Genomic DNA, 14247 nt, shown 5'->3' on the forward strand with positions numbered 1-14247 from the left:
GTACACATCTGCCGACCGGAGCAGGCTGATACGTGAACACACCCACAGCACCTGCGCCGTGGAGGGTAGGCACCCTCTCTACGTCACACGGATCCCAGTCATCGAAGCGTTCACGAAGAACGGATGCGATTCCCTCCGCAGATGACCGCCGCAACGCGGCGCCGGCCGCGGCGGTGTTGACCGTGGCGGTGGACGGGGCGTCAGGTTCCGCCGAAAATCTCCACCGCGGGCGCGAAGTCCGATGCCGCATGTTCCTCGACGCACGGGGAGGACACACCGAACGTCTCGCGGCGGCGCAGCAGCACGGCCGGTGACCGTGCGATCCCGGATCACCGTGACCGTCCGGGCGAGGATGTGCCGCTCGACGGCGCCCGCGCGCTCGGCCGCCGCGCGTGCGAAGTACGCGGCATGTTCCGCCCGTTCCTCCGCGGTGAGGAGTTCCAGGGTGCCGTGGGCCGCTCCCGGCCTGAGCCGGGCGGCGACCGGACGCACCGACGGAGCCGGATCGCCGTCTCACGAGGACGACCGAGCAGGTCCGACCCCCGGATAGCCGTGTCCCGTAGGCACCGCGCTCTGCTGCTGGGGGGGGTGCCCCAGAGTGTGCCGACCTTCTCGGACTCGGTGCGCGCGTGTACAGCCCCGCCTCGTCGGCTTGGTACGCGACGACATTTCGCAGGTCGTCCATACGAACACCCCACCGTCGCCGCCCTCGCCGAGGCGCTGTCCCGCCGGACGGACGGCCGCCACAGCACTCGCCGTCCTCGTCCGCCCTACACAGGCGTGTCCCCTGCCTCGGCGCAAGGCAGCGGCAGGACCGACCTCAGAAGGAGGAAACCATGCGCAGGATTCGGCACATGTGTCTCGTGGTCGGTGACCTGGCCGCACTGCTCGGCGCCACCACCGGGCCGGCCCAGGCGGCACCCGCCGCCTACCAGTGCGACGCCGCGCACGACCACGACGGCGTCCTCGTCATCTTCGCCGACCGCGACTACGGAGGGGAGTGCCGGGCCTCCTCCTACCCGCAGGTGGGGGACCTCAGGAACGTGGGCTTCAACGACACGATCTCCTCGCTGAAGAACCGCACCCCGAACACTCTCTGCTTCTACAGCGACTCGGAGAACAAGGGCAAGGTGTTCCAGATCCATGCCTGGGAATGGTGGTGGACCCTTCCCGACTGGATCGACGACCAGATCTCGTCCTACGACTTCTGCTGAGAACGGCTCCGGCAGTGAGCAGTCCGCCGGCGGAGGCGCGGAGGGAGTCCGGTGCCCGGTGCCCGGTGCCGGATGCGGCCGCAGGCCGTTCAGCCGCCCCGCAGCCACCACAGCAGCAGGCTCACCGCGCCCGAGCCGGCGGCGCCCGCCGCGCCCAGGGCCGCCTGGCGGGCCAGACGGCGCCAGAAGAGCGCCCGTACGGCAGGGGGCCGCTCGGCGTCCTCGGTCATGGTCATGGTGTTCCTCCCGGTCACGATCGGGGACATGGCCCCTCGGGACCGATCGTGGCCGACCGCGGGCGGCGCCGGGGCGCCGAAGGCCCTCCCGGGCGTTGCCGTTCGCAGTGGCAGCACCCGGGGGTGTTGCCGATCCCGGTGGCAACACCGTTTCGTACTCAGGGGAGTTGCCGCGCCGCGATACTGGCGGGATGCACGAGGCACAGACGCCCGCCCAGGGCGAGACCGCGGTGGCGAGCCGGGTACGGCCGGTGGTGCTGGCGCCGTTGAAGGACGGCCTGGCACCGGAGAAGCGCGCGCTCGCGGAGGATCTGCGGCGGGTCTTCCTCTCACTCGGGATCAGTGTGCGGCGCTACGCGGCGCGCCGGTTCCTGAACCCCAGCTCCGTGACCCGCTACCTCAGCGGCGAGCGGCTCCCGCCCTGGGACTTCGTGGCCGGGGTGATCGCGGACGTCGAGGAGGCGCAGGCGCCGCTGACGCCCGAGGCGGAGGCCGCGCTGCGCGAGCTGCACCGGGAGGCGCTGAAGAGCAACCGGCACAGCAGCGAGGTGCAGGCCCTCCAGGACAAGCTGGCCGAGGCCGACGAGGACACCCGGCGGATCACCACGCGCCAGCGGGCCCTGGAGGAGGCGCTGCGCGACCGGGAGGGCCGCCTCGCCAAGGTGCGGGGCCGGTGCCGGAACCTGGAGGAGCAGCTGGAGGAGCAGCATCTCACCCACCGCGGCGAGGTCGAGCTGTGGCAGGGCGAGTACGCACGCCTCCACGAGGAGTGCGGCGACCTCCAGGAGCAGGTGATCTACCTGGAGGGGGAACTCGCGGTCACCCGCGCCGAGCTGATCGCCGCCGAGGACCGGTGCCACCGGCTGGAGAACCGGCTGGAGACCCTTCAGGAGCTGGGCGACGAGGGAAAGCCGAGCGTCGAGGCGCCCTCGCTCATGATGATGCTGGAGGAGGCGGACCGCAGGTCCTCGGTGCCCGAACTGGTGCGGGCCGTCGGCGACCTCGAACTGCGCACCCGTAAGGCGATGGCGAGCGAACTGGTCAGGGCGGCCAGCCAGTCCCGCACCGTCGAGGAGGTGGCGGGCCTGCTCTCCGCCCTGCGGCAGGCCGGGTTCGACGCGCACGCGCAGACCGCCCTGCCCGCCATGGTGATGGTCCGCTCGGTGGACGACACCAGCGCCCTGGCCCGGGAGCTGTTCCGCGAGGGTCTTCAGGAGTACGTCCTGATCCTGGTCCAGGCGTCGGTGAAGTTCCACCAGCCCGAGGACGTGGCCGAGTTCGCGCTGGCGCTGCGCCGCAGCGGGCTGGACGAGCACGCCGGGAGCCTGCTCGGGGCGGCGGCCGTGGTCCGCTCCGCGCCCGACCTCGTGTCCGTGGCGCTGGCCCTGGCCGGCGGCGAACTCGACGGCGCGGTGTGCGCCGCGATGTCGGCCGCCGCCGCCGAGCGGGCGGTGCCCGATCTGGTGACACTGAGCATCATGCTGCGCGAGGCGTGCCTGCCCCGGTACGCCGACGCCCTGCAACGGGCGGCGGCCGGACGGCGGTCCGCCTCGGACGTGGCCGAGTTCGTCCGCGCGCTCGGCCGCCACGGGCTGGCCCAGGACGCCGAGACGGTCTTCACCGAGACCCAGCGGCGCAGCGTCGGCCACCTCATCCCGCTCGTCCAGGCACTGCACGACAACCGGGCCTGGACCGTGCTGTCCGAGGCCGCGCAGCACCGGCCCGTCGACGATGTCGCCGTCCTGATCAGCGAGTTGCATCTGACCGGGCGGCACCAGTTCGCCGCCAACCTGCTGGTGCTGACCGTACGGACGCGGCCCGCCGAGCAGGTCGCGCGGCTGCTGGAGACGCTCGGCGCCATGGCACCGGGCGCGGAGGCGGTCCTGCGGGCCTCGGCGCGGCTGCTGGCACCGGAGGAGGCCTGCGCGCTGCTGGTCTGCCTGGAGCGGTTCGGGCTCACCTCGCCCGCCGAGGCCGTCTTCCGGTGCATCGTCTACGACGAGTTGGTCGGCCACGCGGGGCTCTTCCTGGCGGCCCTCGCCCAGTCCGGGTCGCGCTACGCGCGGGTGGACGTGCTGAGCGACCACACGGCCGGGATGAGCGAGTCGACGGTGGCCCCGCTGCTGCTGGCCCTGGAGTCGGCCTCGCTCCTCGTCCATCTCGACGCGGTCATCGAGGACCGGTATCTGCGCTGCCCGGTGGTCGACGTGGTCCTGCTGGCCCGGCGGCTCGCCTCGGTCACCGAGGCGGCCCCCCGGGTCGACCGGGTGCTGGACCGGCTGGTGGAGCACACGGTCCGCGTCCGCTCCCTCGCCGACCAGGCGGCGCTGGTCACCGCCCTGCGGGCGGCCATGCTGGACCGGTGCGCCGAACGGCTGGCCGCCGAGGCCCTGGCGGCACACGGCGGACGGTTCAGGGACGAGCTGACCCGGGAGGAGACCAAGCACGAGCAGAAGGTCATGTCCCGTGCCTTCTGGCTCCCCGACCGCCCCCGCCACCGCCGGGACCGCCGGTCCTAGCGGCCTTGTCCCGAGGACGGCGCGCCCGTGGCGGCGGAACGCCCGGGGGTCCTCCGGGGCGCGTGACGCCCCCGGATCCCCGGGTCGACGGGCCGCGGTACGTCAGACGTTGGGATACTCCGTCCAGTAGTGCTGACCCGCGGCTGTCGTGCCGAGCGAGGCGAACTTCCGGCCCGACGTCTGGGAGCTCATCAACACCTCGGCACCGGAGTTCGTGTACCGCATGGTGAAGGTGTCGTTGGACGTGTTGTAGCGTCCCTGGACGGAAAACCTCCAAAGGTTCCCGAAGTTGGGAACACTGAGCGTGGCGCACTGGCCGGCGGGGACCCAGCCGGCGTACGCGTTGCCGTAATACGGGTCCGCGTTCTCGTAGAACCACCGGGAGTCGTAGTTCCCCTGGGAGCAGAGCTGGATCCTGCCCGTCGAGATGGCAGCGGATGCCGACCCGGCCGGTGCGATCGCCACCCCGAGACCGGCGGCCAGGACGACCGCCATGGACATCCATCGCCTGCGCGTATTCAACATGTGTTCCCCACTCGACTCACTGGCTGGTGTGTGTCTCCGTGCATGCATGACCATATGTGTGCCCGCGGAGGTACACAAGCAGTTGCCTCAAAAACATGTGTCTTGAGGTTCGGCCGCGCGCGGTCCCCGGTCCATCGACGTCCCGACGGATCGACGTCCCGACGGACCGGGGACCGAACCCGATGACGGACCGAGTGGGGACAGGAGGGCGGGGTGTACGTCCTGGGACGGCGACGTACCGTGTAGAGGACGGAGGAGGCGTGGTCCGCGGTGAGGGACATGGCGGCGCGCCGGCCCGCACCCCGGGGTGCGGGAGACGTCGAAGGCGGGAGAAGAAACTATGCCGGCACGTGTCCGAAGGACCCGAGGACACCGGTCCGCTCTGCGCGCCGCGGTCCCCGTGGCCACCCTGATCCTGGCCGCGACGGCGTGCGGCGGGACATCCGCGCAGGTGGGCGCGGTCGGCTCCACGGCCGGGTCGCCGACCGCCCGGAGCGCGCAGACACCGGCACCGGCGACGGCGCCCTCGCAGAGCGCGGCCGGGCGCGACCGGCCCGCCGCCCCGGCCAGAAGCGCGTCCGCGACCCTCGGTGGCCATGCGCCCACACCGCGTGCCGCGCCCTCGGCGCGCTCCGCCCAGTGCGTCGACGACTACTTCACGGGCATGACCACGGCGCAGCGGGTGGGACAGCTCTTCATGGGCGGGGTCGCCGCGGCCCATCCCGACCAGAGTCAGCTGAACACGCTGCGCGAGCAGCATGTGGGCTCGGTCATGCTGACCGGGCGCAGCAGCGCGGGCACGGCGGCGACCCGGAAGATCGTCGACGGCATCCGCAAGCAGGCCGACCGGGTCGGCGGCCGGAGCGCCGGGATGGTGGTCGCCACCGACCAGGAGGGCGGCCAGGTGCAGGTGCTGAGCGGCCCCGGCTTCTCGGCCATGCCCAACGGGCTCACCCAGGGCGGCTGGAGCACCGACACCCTGCGTGACCGGGCCGCCACCTGGGCCGGGCAGCTCAAGGCGGCCGGGGTGAACCTGAACCTGGCCCCGGTCGCGGACGTGGTCCCGGCGAGCCTGGGGACCGGCAACCGCCCGATCGGCTACTTCCACCGGGAGTTCGGGCACACCCCGGAGGTCGTGGCCTCGCACAGCGGGGCGTTCGCCGCCGGGTCGGCGCAGGCGGGCGTGATGACCACGCTGAAGCACTTCCCCGGTCTCGGACAGGTGGTGGGCAACACGGACACCACGGCGAACGTCGTGGACTCGGTCACGACCACCTCGTCCCCCTCGCTCGCCCCGTTCCGGTCCGGCATCAAGGCCGGTTCGCCCTTCGTGATGGTCTCCTCGGCCGAATACTCCAAGATCGACGCCAAGCACCTGGCGGCGTTCTCGCCCGCGGTCATCAGCCAACTCCTGCGCCACGACATGGGTTTCAAGGGGGTGGTCATCTCCGACGACCTGGGCGACGCGGTCGCCGTGCGGTCCTTCACCCCGGCGCAGCGCGCGGTGGACTTCATCGCGGCGGGCGGCGACATGGTCCTGACGATACGCCCGGCCATCGTGCCGGAGATGACCCGTGCCGTGCAGAACAAGATGGCGCAGGACGCCTCCTTCCGCGCCAAGGTGGAGGCGAGCGTGCACCGGGTGCTGGAGGCCAAGCACAAAGCGGGCCTGCTCGACTGCGGATGACACTCGGCTGCGGATGACCACCGGCCCGGCGGACGACCGGTCACGCGCCGGTCGGGCCGGACACATGGCAGGCGGGCCGGACACATGGCTGGCGGGCGGGCCGGGCGCACGAACGGACAGCCGGTTCCGCCACGGGTGTCCGGTTGGTTGCACACGGTTCGTTGCACTTTCGTTCCACTTCTGTACCGCTTCCTCCACAGGAAGAAAATCCGGTTGATACGTGAGGGACGTGTGGAAAGATCGCGGAGTATCTCCGGATCTTTCCGGGCCGCACCACGGTCCGCGATCCGGCCCCCATGACCAACTGGAGGACCCACGTGGCCAAAAGCTCCGGCCTGAACACGCGTCGCGCGGCGGCGCGTTTCACGGTTGCGGCGGTCACCGCCGCGCTGGTGGCGACCGGTACCAGCGCCGCATTCGCCGTCGACGCCCCTGGACGATCTGCCTCGCAGGTCTCCACCGACGCCAAGGCGTCGGGCGCCACGCAGTACGGCGTCAAGGTGCAGTCCAAGAAGGCCCAGGTCAACGCGCTGTACGGCATGGACCACAACGGCAATCTGTCCGGGTACGCTCCCGACGGCAAGGGCGGCCTCGGCCCCCGCCAGCCGACCGGCTCGGGCTGGCAGGACACCCGCTTCATCACGCAGGTGGACCAGAACCTCAACGGCGAGTCGGACGGCATCTGGGACGTCACCGGCAGCCAGCTCCGCTACCGGGACTGGAGCAGCACGTCCCCCGTGCTCGTCGGCGGCGGCTGGAACATCTACAACCGCCTGCTCTCGGCCGGGAACCTGGGCGGCGCCGCCTACGAAGACCTGCTGGCGCGGGACGGCTCGGGCGTGCTGTGGCTCTACCTGGGCTACGGCAACGGCAAGCTGACCTCGCGTTACAAGGTCGGCGGCGGCTGGAACGCGTACACCGACATCGCGGGCAAGGGCGACCTGACCGGCGACGGCAAGGACGACATCGTCGCCAAGGACACCTCGGGTGTGCTGTGGCTCTACAAGGGCACCGGCGACTCCAAGGCCCCGTTCGCGGCGCGTACCCGTATCGGCAGCGGCTGGAACGCGTACAACACCCTGATCTCCGTCGGTGACATCAACTACGACGGCATCACCGACCTGATCGCCCGGGACAAGTCCGGCGCGCTGTGGCTGTACAAGGGCACCGGCAAGGCCGCCGCCCCGTACGCGCCGAAGGTGAAGATCGGCAACAGCGGCTGGAACACCTACCGCATCCTGTACTGATCCGGACGCATCGCCCCGCACGGGGCGTACCAGCGGGCCGTTCCCTCCGGGAGCGGCCCGTTCGGCATGTGTGAGCGAGATCTCTCCCTCATCAGTTCCACACATGGTCACACCAGTCTCTGTATCGCCTTGAGGTGTCTCCGCCGGATCCCCTGCGGGTGTCTCCTCAAGGTGTCTCTTCGAAGTTTCTCCTTCGAGGAGTCTCTTTCGGTGTGTTTCTCGGACGGGAAGGACAGGGACGGCTGGTATGCGCAGACCCAGGAGATATCTGGTGGGCGCCGTCGCCATCGCGGTGGCGCTCACCTCGGGGCTGGTCGGCGGGGCCGCCGCCGCGCCGCCGGGCGATGCCCGCGGCACGGCCGGCACCGCGGCGGCCGGGGCGTCGAAGGCGGTGACGCTGATCACCGGTGACCGGGTCCTGGTCACGGCCACCGGTCAGATCACCTCGGTGCGGCGGGCCGAGGGCCGGGAACGGGTGCCGTTCTCCGTGCGCAAGATCGACGGGCACACCCATGTGGTGCCCGGCGACGCGGAACTGCTGCTGGCGAAGGGCAAGTTGGACCCGCGGCTCTTCGACGTGACCAAGCTGCTGGCGGACGGCTACGACGACGCGCACCGTGACGGGGTGCCGCTGATCGTCACCTTCCAGGGGCGGCAGAAGCGCTCGTTGGACACATTCACCGGAGCAGGGGCGCGGCTGGACCGCGAACTGCCCGTCGTCGACGGTGCCTCGCTGCACACCGACCGGAGCCGCGGCGCCGCGTTCTGGAACGCCCTGACCGGCAGCCCCACCGACAAGGACGCCCGTACCGGTGCGGAGTTCACCGCCTCGACGGCGGTGGCGAAGGTGTGGCTGGACGGCAAGCGGAAGGGCGTCCTGGACCGGAGCGTGCCGCAGATCGGCGCCCCCACGGCCTGGGCCGCCGGGTACGACGGCACCGGCACCAAGGTCGCCGTGCTGGACACCGGGATCGACGGGAGCCATCCCGACCTGGCGGGCCAGGTGATCGCGGAGCAGAACTTCAGCGACTCCCCCGACACCGCCGACCACTACGGCCACGGCACCCATGTGGCGTCCGTCGTCGCCGGGACGGCCGCCCGGTCCGGCGGCAGGTACAAGGGCGTCGCACCGGGCGCGAAGCTCCTCAACGGCAAGATCATCGACGACGGGAACGAAGGCGAGGAGTCCGGCATCATCGCCGGCATGGAGTGGGCGGTGGCCCAGGGCGCGGACATCGTCAATCTCAGCATCGGTGGTGAGGACACCCCCGGTATCGACCCGGTGGAGGAAGCGGTCGACCGGCTCTCCTCCACGAGCGGAACGCTCTTCGTCGTCGCGGCCGGAAACGACGGCAAGGACGAGCACACGGTCAACTCCCCGGGCAGCGCGGAGGCCGCGCTCACCGTCGGCGCCGTCGACAAGGCCGACAAGCTCGCGGGCTTCTCCAGCCGCGGTCCGCGCGTCGGTGACGGCGGAGTCAAGCCCGACCTGACCGCACCCGGCGTCGCCATCACCGCGGCCTCGGCTCCCGGCAGCACACTGGAGAACGAGAACCCCTCCGGCATACCCGGCTACCTCACACTCGACGGCACCTCCATGGCCACTCCGCATGTCGCGGGCGCCGCCGCACTGCTGGCCCAGCAGCACCCCGACTGGAACGGCACGCGGCTCAAGGCGGTGCTGACAGGATCCGCCGAGCCGGGTCCGTACAGCGCGTTCCAGCAGGGCACCGGCCGGACCGATGTGGCGCGGGCGATCGGGCAGAGTGTCATCACCGAGCAAGGGCCGCTCGACTTCGGCGAGCAGGAGTGGCCGCACACCGACGACGAACCGGCGACGAAGCAGCTCACGTACCGCAATCTGGGGACGGGTCCGGTCACCCTCGACCTGTCCGCCGACGCCTTCTCGGTGAACGGCAAACCCGCCGCCGAAGGCATGTTCACCGTCTCGCCGCGGCGGCTGACCGTTCCGGCGGGAGGCACGGCCTCCGCCGCCGTCACCGCCGACACCCGGGCCGGTGACAGCGACGGTACGTTCGGCGGAGCGGTGAGCGCCGTCTCCGCCGACGGCAGGACCAGGGTGCGCACCGCCCTGGGGGTGGAGCGTGAAGCCCAGATGCTCGACCTGACGCTCCGGCACCTCGGCGAGGACGGCAGTCCCACCGACGACGCCACGACCGAGATCCAGGGCGTCGACAACGACTTCCACTCGCTCCTCGCCCCTGAGGCCGACGGAGAGCTGACGGTACGCCTGCCCAAGGGCACCTACTCCCTGAGCAGTACGGTCCACCCGGGCTACACCGCCCCGAAGCACGCACTGCTGTTCCAGCCCAAGTTGGAGCTGGATACGGACACCACCGTCGTCGTCGACGCCAGGCAGGCACAGCCGGTCCAGGTCAGCGTGCCCGACCCGGCGGCCAAGAACATCGACGGCATGATCGCCGTCGGCTGGAAGCGGGACGCGGGACTCGACCCGGGCATCTACACCTACGCCTCCCCCGGTTTCCAGAGGGTCGCGGTCGGACAGATCGGCCGGCGGCTGCCCGCCGACCAGGCGTTCGCACAGTACTCGGGGACCTGGAGCAACCAGGAAGGCAGCGCGCCCGTCAACTACCGTCTCGCGTGGACGCGTACCGGTCTGCTGGGCGGTTTCAGCGCCCAGGTCGACCAGAAGCAACTCGCCGAGGTCGACGTCCGGATCGGCACCCCCACCGCACCGGAGGACGCGTACCTCCAGGCCCAGCCCTTCACCCCGCGAGGCGAACTTCTCGTCTTCGGCCAGCCGTTGCAGGCGAGCCTCCCCCTGCGGGAGACCGACTATGTCCTCGGTAACCGCACCAAGTGGAGTTTCAGCCTGCTCGCGGGGGCCGGAGCCGAGACACAGCTCTTCGGAGCGGCGGCGTACGAGGCCGGCCGGAGCTACACCGAGCAGTACAACGTCGGCGTGTTCGGGCCTGCCCTGGACCAGACGGACACCGCGCCGCCCTTGTTCGCCCTCGGCGCCGCACGGAACGGGAACGTCCTCCAGGCGCACCTTCCGCAGTTCAACGACGCCGCCGGACACTGGAATCTGGGCCCCGTCGTCACGGCGGTCAGCTCACTCACGGCCGACGGCAAAGAGGTCCCCAATGTGCGCGGCATCTCACCGGCCGCGGATGTCGTCCAGTACAACGTCCCGGAGCGGGACAGCGCGTACAAGCTGACCCTGGACACCTCGCGTGACCCGGCCGCCACCCCGGTGAGCACCCGGGTCAGGACGGAATGGACCTTCCGCTCCGCCCGGACGCCCGAGGACACGTGGACCGCGCTGCCGCTGTCCGTGGTCCGCTTCTCCCCCGCGCTGACGCAGGCCAGTACCGCGAAGGCAGGACGGACGTTCGACGTGCCGTTCCGGATCGAGGGCGCCGCGGCCGCGCAGAAGCCCGAGAAGCTCGCCTTCGAGGTCTCCTACGACGAGGGCCGCACCTGGCAGCGCGCCGCCGTCGTCGGCACGCACCTCTCGCTGCGGCATCCGGACGAGGCGGGCTCCGTGTCCCTGCGGGCCGCCTTGACCGACGCCCGGGGCAACACGCTGGTCCAGACGATCGAACGCGCCTATCTGACCACCAAGTAGGCGCTTCTCGGAGCCAGTTGTTCCTCACTGCCCCTGGCCGGGGTGGCATCGCTGCCACCCCGGCCAGGGGCAGCGCCGTCCTCAGGACCGGATGTCGGTGTCCCAGTCCAGGAGACGGGCGAGGGCGGCGGCCTCGGCGCTCGCGGGTCCGGCCGCCGCCGCCCGGGTGGCCGGGGAGGCGGTGTGGGTGCCGCGGGAGATGTTGCCGCTGACGGTGGTGTTGTGTTCGGTGCGCGGGCGGCGGAGCGCTTCGTAGAGGGTGAGGGCCGAGGTGCGGTCGGGGGTGTCGCGCAGGCACTTCGCGAGGACGACGGCGTCCTCCAGGGCCATGGAGGCGCCCTGGCCGGTGGCCGGGGAGGCGGCGTGGGCCGCGTCGCCGACGAGCAGCACGCGACCGGAGCGCCAGGGGGTCCCGGGCGGGAGTTCGGTCGCGTTGGTGACCATCAGTTCGCCGCCGGTGGCGGCGACGATGTCCGCGACCGGGGCCGGGTCCCGGCGCAGCAGGGGGACGAGCAGCTCCCGCCAGCGGCCCGGCGTGCCCTGGGCGATCGCGTCGGCGGGCAGCGGTGCGTCGTCGCTCACCCGCGCGAACCAGTATGTCTCCCCCTCGGGTGACATGGCGTGCCCGAACGCGGCGGCGCTGGCGCGCACCATGGTGATGCAGGACGACTCCTGGGTCCTGGGCGCGGCGCGGGTGTAGCCGTAGAAGACCCGCTGGCCCGCGTAGCGGGGCTCGGCTGCGGGGGCGATCAGGCGGCGGACCGTGGAGTGCACACCGTCCGCGCCGACGAGCAGATCGCCCGTCGCGGTGGAGCCGTCGGCGAAGCGCGCGGTGACGCCGTCCGGGCCGTCCTCGACGGCGGTGAGGCGGGCGCCGTGGCGGACGGGGATGCCGCGGGCCGTGGCCTCGGCCTGGAGGGCGGCGTTGAGTTCGCCGCGGCGCAGGCAACGGTGGCGCAGCAGGGGGTCGCCGGGTTCGCCCAGCGGCACGTGCGCGGCCTCGGCGCCGGACGCGTCGCGCACGCGCATCGAGGTCAGCGGGAAGCCCAGCGCCGTGACCGGGGCGGCGGCGCCGAACTGGGCGAGGGCGCGCATGCCGTTCCCGGCGAGGGTGAGGAACGCGCCGATGTCCTCCGCCGCGTCGGGATGCGCCTCGTACACGGTGACGTCGTGGCCCGCCTTGTCCAGGGCCAGGGCGGTCGCCGTACCGGCGATCCCGCCGCCGACGACGAGGACATGTGCCATGTCTCCCCCTGTTCGGTACGGTCGTTCGCCGTACGGTCGTTCACGGTACGGTCGTTCAGCGGGCCCCGGCCGGGTTGGTGTCCTCGCCGAGATAGGTGCCGTACCCCTCGGCGACCAGCGGCCCCTCGAAGACCAGGACCTCGTTGACCAGACCGCCCTTCTGGTTGCGGTAGTTGATGACCAGGCAGTCGACGCCGACGTAGCTGCCGACCACCTCGAAGCGCAGGTCGGGGATGCGGCGCAGGCCCTCGGTCCAGTAGGCGCGCAGCGCGTCCTTGCCCCGGATGACCCCGTCACCGCCCAGCAGTTGGGCGGCCACGGGCGAGCGGAACGTCACCTCGTCGGTGAAGTGCGCCAGCAGGGCGTCCAGGTCGTGCGCGTTCCACGCGCTCACCCAGGAGTCGACGAACTTCCGTGCCGTTGCTCGGTCCATGGCCCGCATTATGCCGGGGCCGGGGCCGGCCGTGCCGGAGCGCTGCCCGTCGCGGGCGCGGCGAAGTCCACGTCGGCGGCGGCCAGTACCCGCACGCTGCGGCCGGGGAAGCGGAGGTTGCGGAAGATCTCGTTGTGGTGCGCGACGGACCGCTCGGGCGGCGCGTACGGCGTCCGGCCGGGGCGTACGGAGGTGGTGTGGCCGTCGGCGACGAGGACCAGGTCGTAGTGGTGGCTCAGCGCCTGGCGGGCGGTGGTGTCCACGCAGATCTCCGTCGCGAATCCGGTGACGACGACCTCCGTGGCGCCGAGCGCCCTCAGTGTCCCGTCCAGTCCGGTGCCGAGGAAGCTGTCGGGGCTGTCCTTGCGGACGACCACCTCGCCTTCCTCCGGCCGGAGTTCGGGGACGATCCGCCATCCCTCGGTGCCCGGCCGCATGTCTCCGTCCGCCGCCCCGTCCTGCACCAGGACGACCGGCACCCCGGCGGCCCGCGCCCGCGCCCGCAGCCCGGCGATCACGGCGACGGTCTCTGCGGCGCGGTGGGCGATGGCCATGGTGGCGTTCTGCATGTCGACGACGAGCAGTGCGGGGACGTGCTTGCGGGGCTGGTGCGGCATGGGGTCACGGTAGCTCGCGGGGGGGGCGGGGGCGCAGGCGGGTTTCCGGTGGGCCGGAGGCGGCGGCCCGGTCCTCGCAGGCCGTTCGCCGGGTTCTGGACGAGTACGGGCGGCAGGGGCGCGGACAGATGACGGCCGGGCTCCGCGTGGCCGGCGCCGCCGTCGCGGGGGGGGAGTTGTGGCCGCTGGCCCCCGCGGCGGACCCCTGGAACCGGCACGCGGCGGTGCGGCCCGCCTCCGCTCCGGTGTCCTCCGGTGGCGGGCGGGTCCCGGCGGCGGGGTCCCTTCCGCTGCGACTCCGACCCGTGCGACGGCGGGCCGGTGCTGGTCCTGTTCCCGGCGCACGCCGACGACACGACGGAGCCCGACGCCGTACTGACTGTCCACCCGTCCACCCGTCCCGGGCGAACGGGTGGACACGGCGGAATCTGCGGGAGATACGTCAGCCGACGACGGTCCAGGTGTCGTTGCCTGCGAGGAGGGCGGCGAGGTCGCCTGTGCCCTGTTGCTGTGCCGCGGTGTCGAGCTGGTCGGCCATGAGGGTGTCGTAGACCGGGCGTTCGATGTCGCGGAAGACTCCGACGGGGGTGTGGTGGAGAGTGTCGGGGTCGGCGAGGCGGGAGAGGGCGAAGGCGGTGGTCGGGGAGGCGGCGTGCGCGTCGTGGACCAGGATGTCGGCCTCGTTGTCCGGGGTGACGGTGACGACGTGCAGGTCGCCGGTGGTCCGGTCGCGTACGACACCCCGGTGGGCGTCCGCACCGAAGCGGACCGGGCGGCCGTGTTCGAGGCGGATGAGCGCTTCCTCGGCCTGTTCCTTGTCCTTGAGGGCGTCGAAGGCGCCGTCGTTGAAGATGTTGCAGTTCTGGTAGATCTCGACGAGGGCGGTGCCGGGGTGGGCGGCGGCCTGGCGC

At 71.9% G+C, this 14247-nt stretch carries 10 protein-coding genes and 1 pseudogene; 5 read left to right on the forward strand and 6 right to left on the reverse strand.

The features are described 5' to 3' along the window. Positions 1-836: 836 nt before the first annotated feature. Entirely contained in the window at positions 837-1214 is a 378-nt protein-coding gene (locus ACWDYF_RS36960; protein ID WP_389468334.1) for a peptidase inhibitor family I36 protein, read from the forward strand. Between the two features lie 89 nt (positions 1215-1303). Here ACWDYF_RS36960 and ACWDYF_RS36965 read toward each other — a convergent pair whose 3' ends face one another. Beyond that, positions 1304-1450: a hypothetical protein gene (locus ACWDYF_RS36965; protein WP_381741631.1), complete on the reverse strand. Its 147-nt coding sequence runs from the start codon at positions 1448-1450 to the stop codon at positions 1304-1306. Between the two features lie 191 nt (positions 1451-1641). On the opposite strand from ACWDYF_RS36965, the gene ACWDYF_RS36970 reads away from it, so the two are divergent. Then, positions 1642-3969, forward strand: a complete 2328-nt coding sequence (locus ACWDYF_RS36970; protein ID WP_389468337.1) for a coiled-coil domain-containing protein — start codon at positions 1642-1644, stop codon at positions 3967-3969. Between the two features lie 102 nt (positions 3970-4071). On the opposite strand, the gene ACWDYF_RS36975 is transcribed toward ACWDYF_RS36970, so the two are convergent. Continuing rightward, positions 4072-4470, reverse strand: coding sequence for a hypothetical protein (locus ACWDYF_RS36975; RefSeq protein ID WP_381741634.1), 399 nt, complete (start codon positions 4468-4470; stop codon positions 4072-4074). A gap of 424 nt (positions 4471-4894) precedes the next feature. On the opposite strand from ACWDYF_RS36975, the gene ACWDYF_RS36980 reads away from it, so the two are divergent. The 3 genes from ACWDYF_RS36980 (at position 4895) to ACWDYF_RS36990 (ending at position 11041) form a co-directional block, all read left to right on the forward strand. After that, complete coding sequence (locus ACWDYF_RS36980; RefSeq protein ID WP_381741636.1) at positions 4895-6181, forward strand: glycoside hydrolase family 3 N-terminal domain-containing protein; 1287 nt, start codon at positions 4895-4897, stop codon at positions 6179-6181. A 317-nt stretch (positions 6182-6498) separates the two neighbouring features. Beyond that, positions 6499-7428, forward strand: coding sequence for an FG-GAP repeat domain-containing protein (locus ACWDYF_RS36985; protein ID WP_381741638.1), 930 nt, complete (start codon positions 6499-6501; stop codon positions 7426-7428). Between the two features lie 247 nt (positions 7429-7675). After that, entirely contained in the window at positions 7676-11041 is a 3366-nt protein-coding gene (locus ACWDYF_RS36990; RefSeq protein ID WP_389468341.1) for a S8 family serine peptidase, read from the forward strand. Positions 11042-11122: 81 nt separating this feature from the next. Here ACWDYF_RS36990 and ACWDYF_RS36995 read toward each other — a convergent pair whose 3' ends face one another. The 4 genes and pseudogenes from ACWDYF_RS36995 to ACWDYF_RS37010 all read right to left on the reverse strand — a co-directional run. Further along, complete coding sequence (locus tag ACWDYF_RS36995; protein WP_389468344.1) at positions 11123-12286, reverse strand: FAD-dependent oxidoreductase; 1164 nt, start codon at positions 12284-12286, stop codon at positions 11123-11125. 55 nt (positions 12287-12341) lie between these two features. Continuing rightward, positions 12342-12719 carry a YybH family protein gene (locus tag ACWDYF_RS37000; protein ID WP_078509880.1) on the reverse strand — a complete coding sequence of 126 codons (378 nt, stop codon included), beginning with the start codon at positions 12717-12719 and terminating at the stop codon, positions 12342-12344. Positions 12720-12727: 8 nt separating this feature from the next. Continuing rightward, positions 12728-13336, reverse strand: a complete 609-nt coding sequence (locus ACWDYF_RS37005; RefSeq protein ID WP_389468348.1) for a cysteine hydrolase family protein — start codon at positions 13334-13336, stop codon at positions 12728-12730. A 442-nt stretch (positions 13337-13778) separates the two neighbouring features. Beyond that, positions 13779-14247: pseudogene (locus ACWDYF_RS37010) on the reverse strand (2-oxoacid:ferredoxin oxidoreductase subunit beta); the annotation flags it as partial.

The organism is Streptomyces sp. NPDC003284, assembly GCF_053589675.1.

What these genes read in the sequence shown, in the direction of transcription:
- ACWDYF_RS36960 (WP_389468334.1), top strand. Translation starts at nt 837, where the DNA reads ATGCGCAGGATTCGGCACATGTGTCTCGTGGTCGGTGACCTGGCCGCA.
- ACWDYF_RS36965 (WP_381741631.1), bottom strand. Translation starts at nt 1,450, where the DNA reads ATGACCATGACCGAGGACGCCGAGCGGCCCCCTGCCGTACGGGCGCTC.
- ACWDYF_RS36970 (WP_389468337.1), top strand. Translation starts at nt 1,642, where the DNA reads ATGCACGAGGCACAGACGCCCGCCCAGGGCGAGACCGCGGTGGCGAGC.
- ACWDYF_RS36975 (WP_381741634.1), bottom strand. Translation starts at nt 4,470, where the DNA reads ATGTCCATGGCGGTCGTCCTGGCCGCCGGTCTCGGGGTGGCGATCGCA.
- ACWDYF_RS36990 (WP_389468341.1), top strand. Translation starts at nt 7,676, where the DNA reads ATGCGCAGACCCAGGAGATATCTGGTGGGCGCCGTCGCCATCGCGGTG.
- ACWDYF_RS36995 (WP_389468344.1), bottom strand. Translation starts at nt 12,286, where the DNA reads ATGGCACATGTCCTCGTCGTCGGCGGCGGGATCGCCGGTACGGCGACC.
- ACWDYF_RS37000 (WP_078509880.1), bottom strand. Translation starts at nt 12,719, where the DNA reads ATGGACCGAGCAACGGCACGGAAGTTCGTCGACTCCTGGGTGAGCGCG.
- ACWDYF_RS37005 (WP_389468348.1), bottom strand. Translation starts at nt 13,336, where the DNA reads ATGCCGCACCAGCCCCGCAAGCACGTCCCCGCACTGCTCGTCGTCGAC.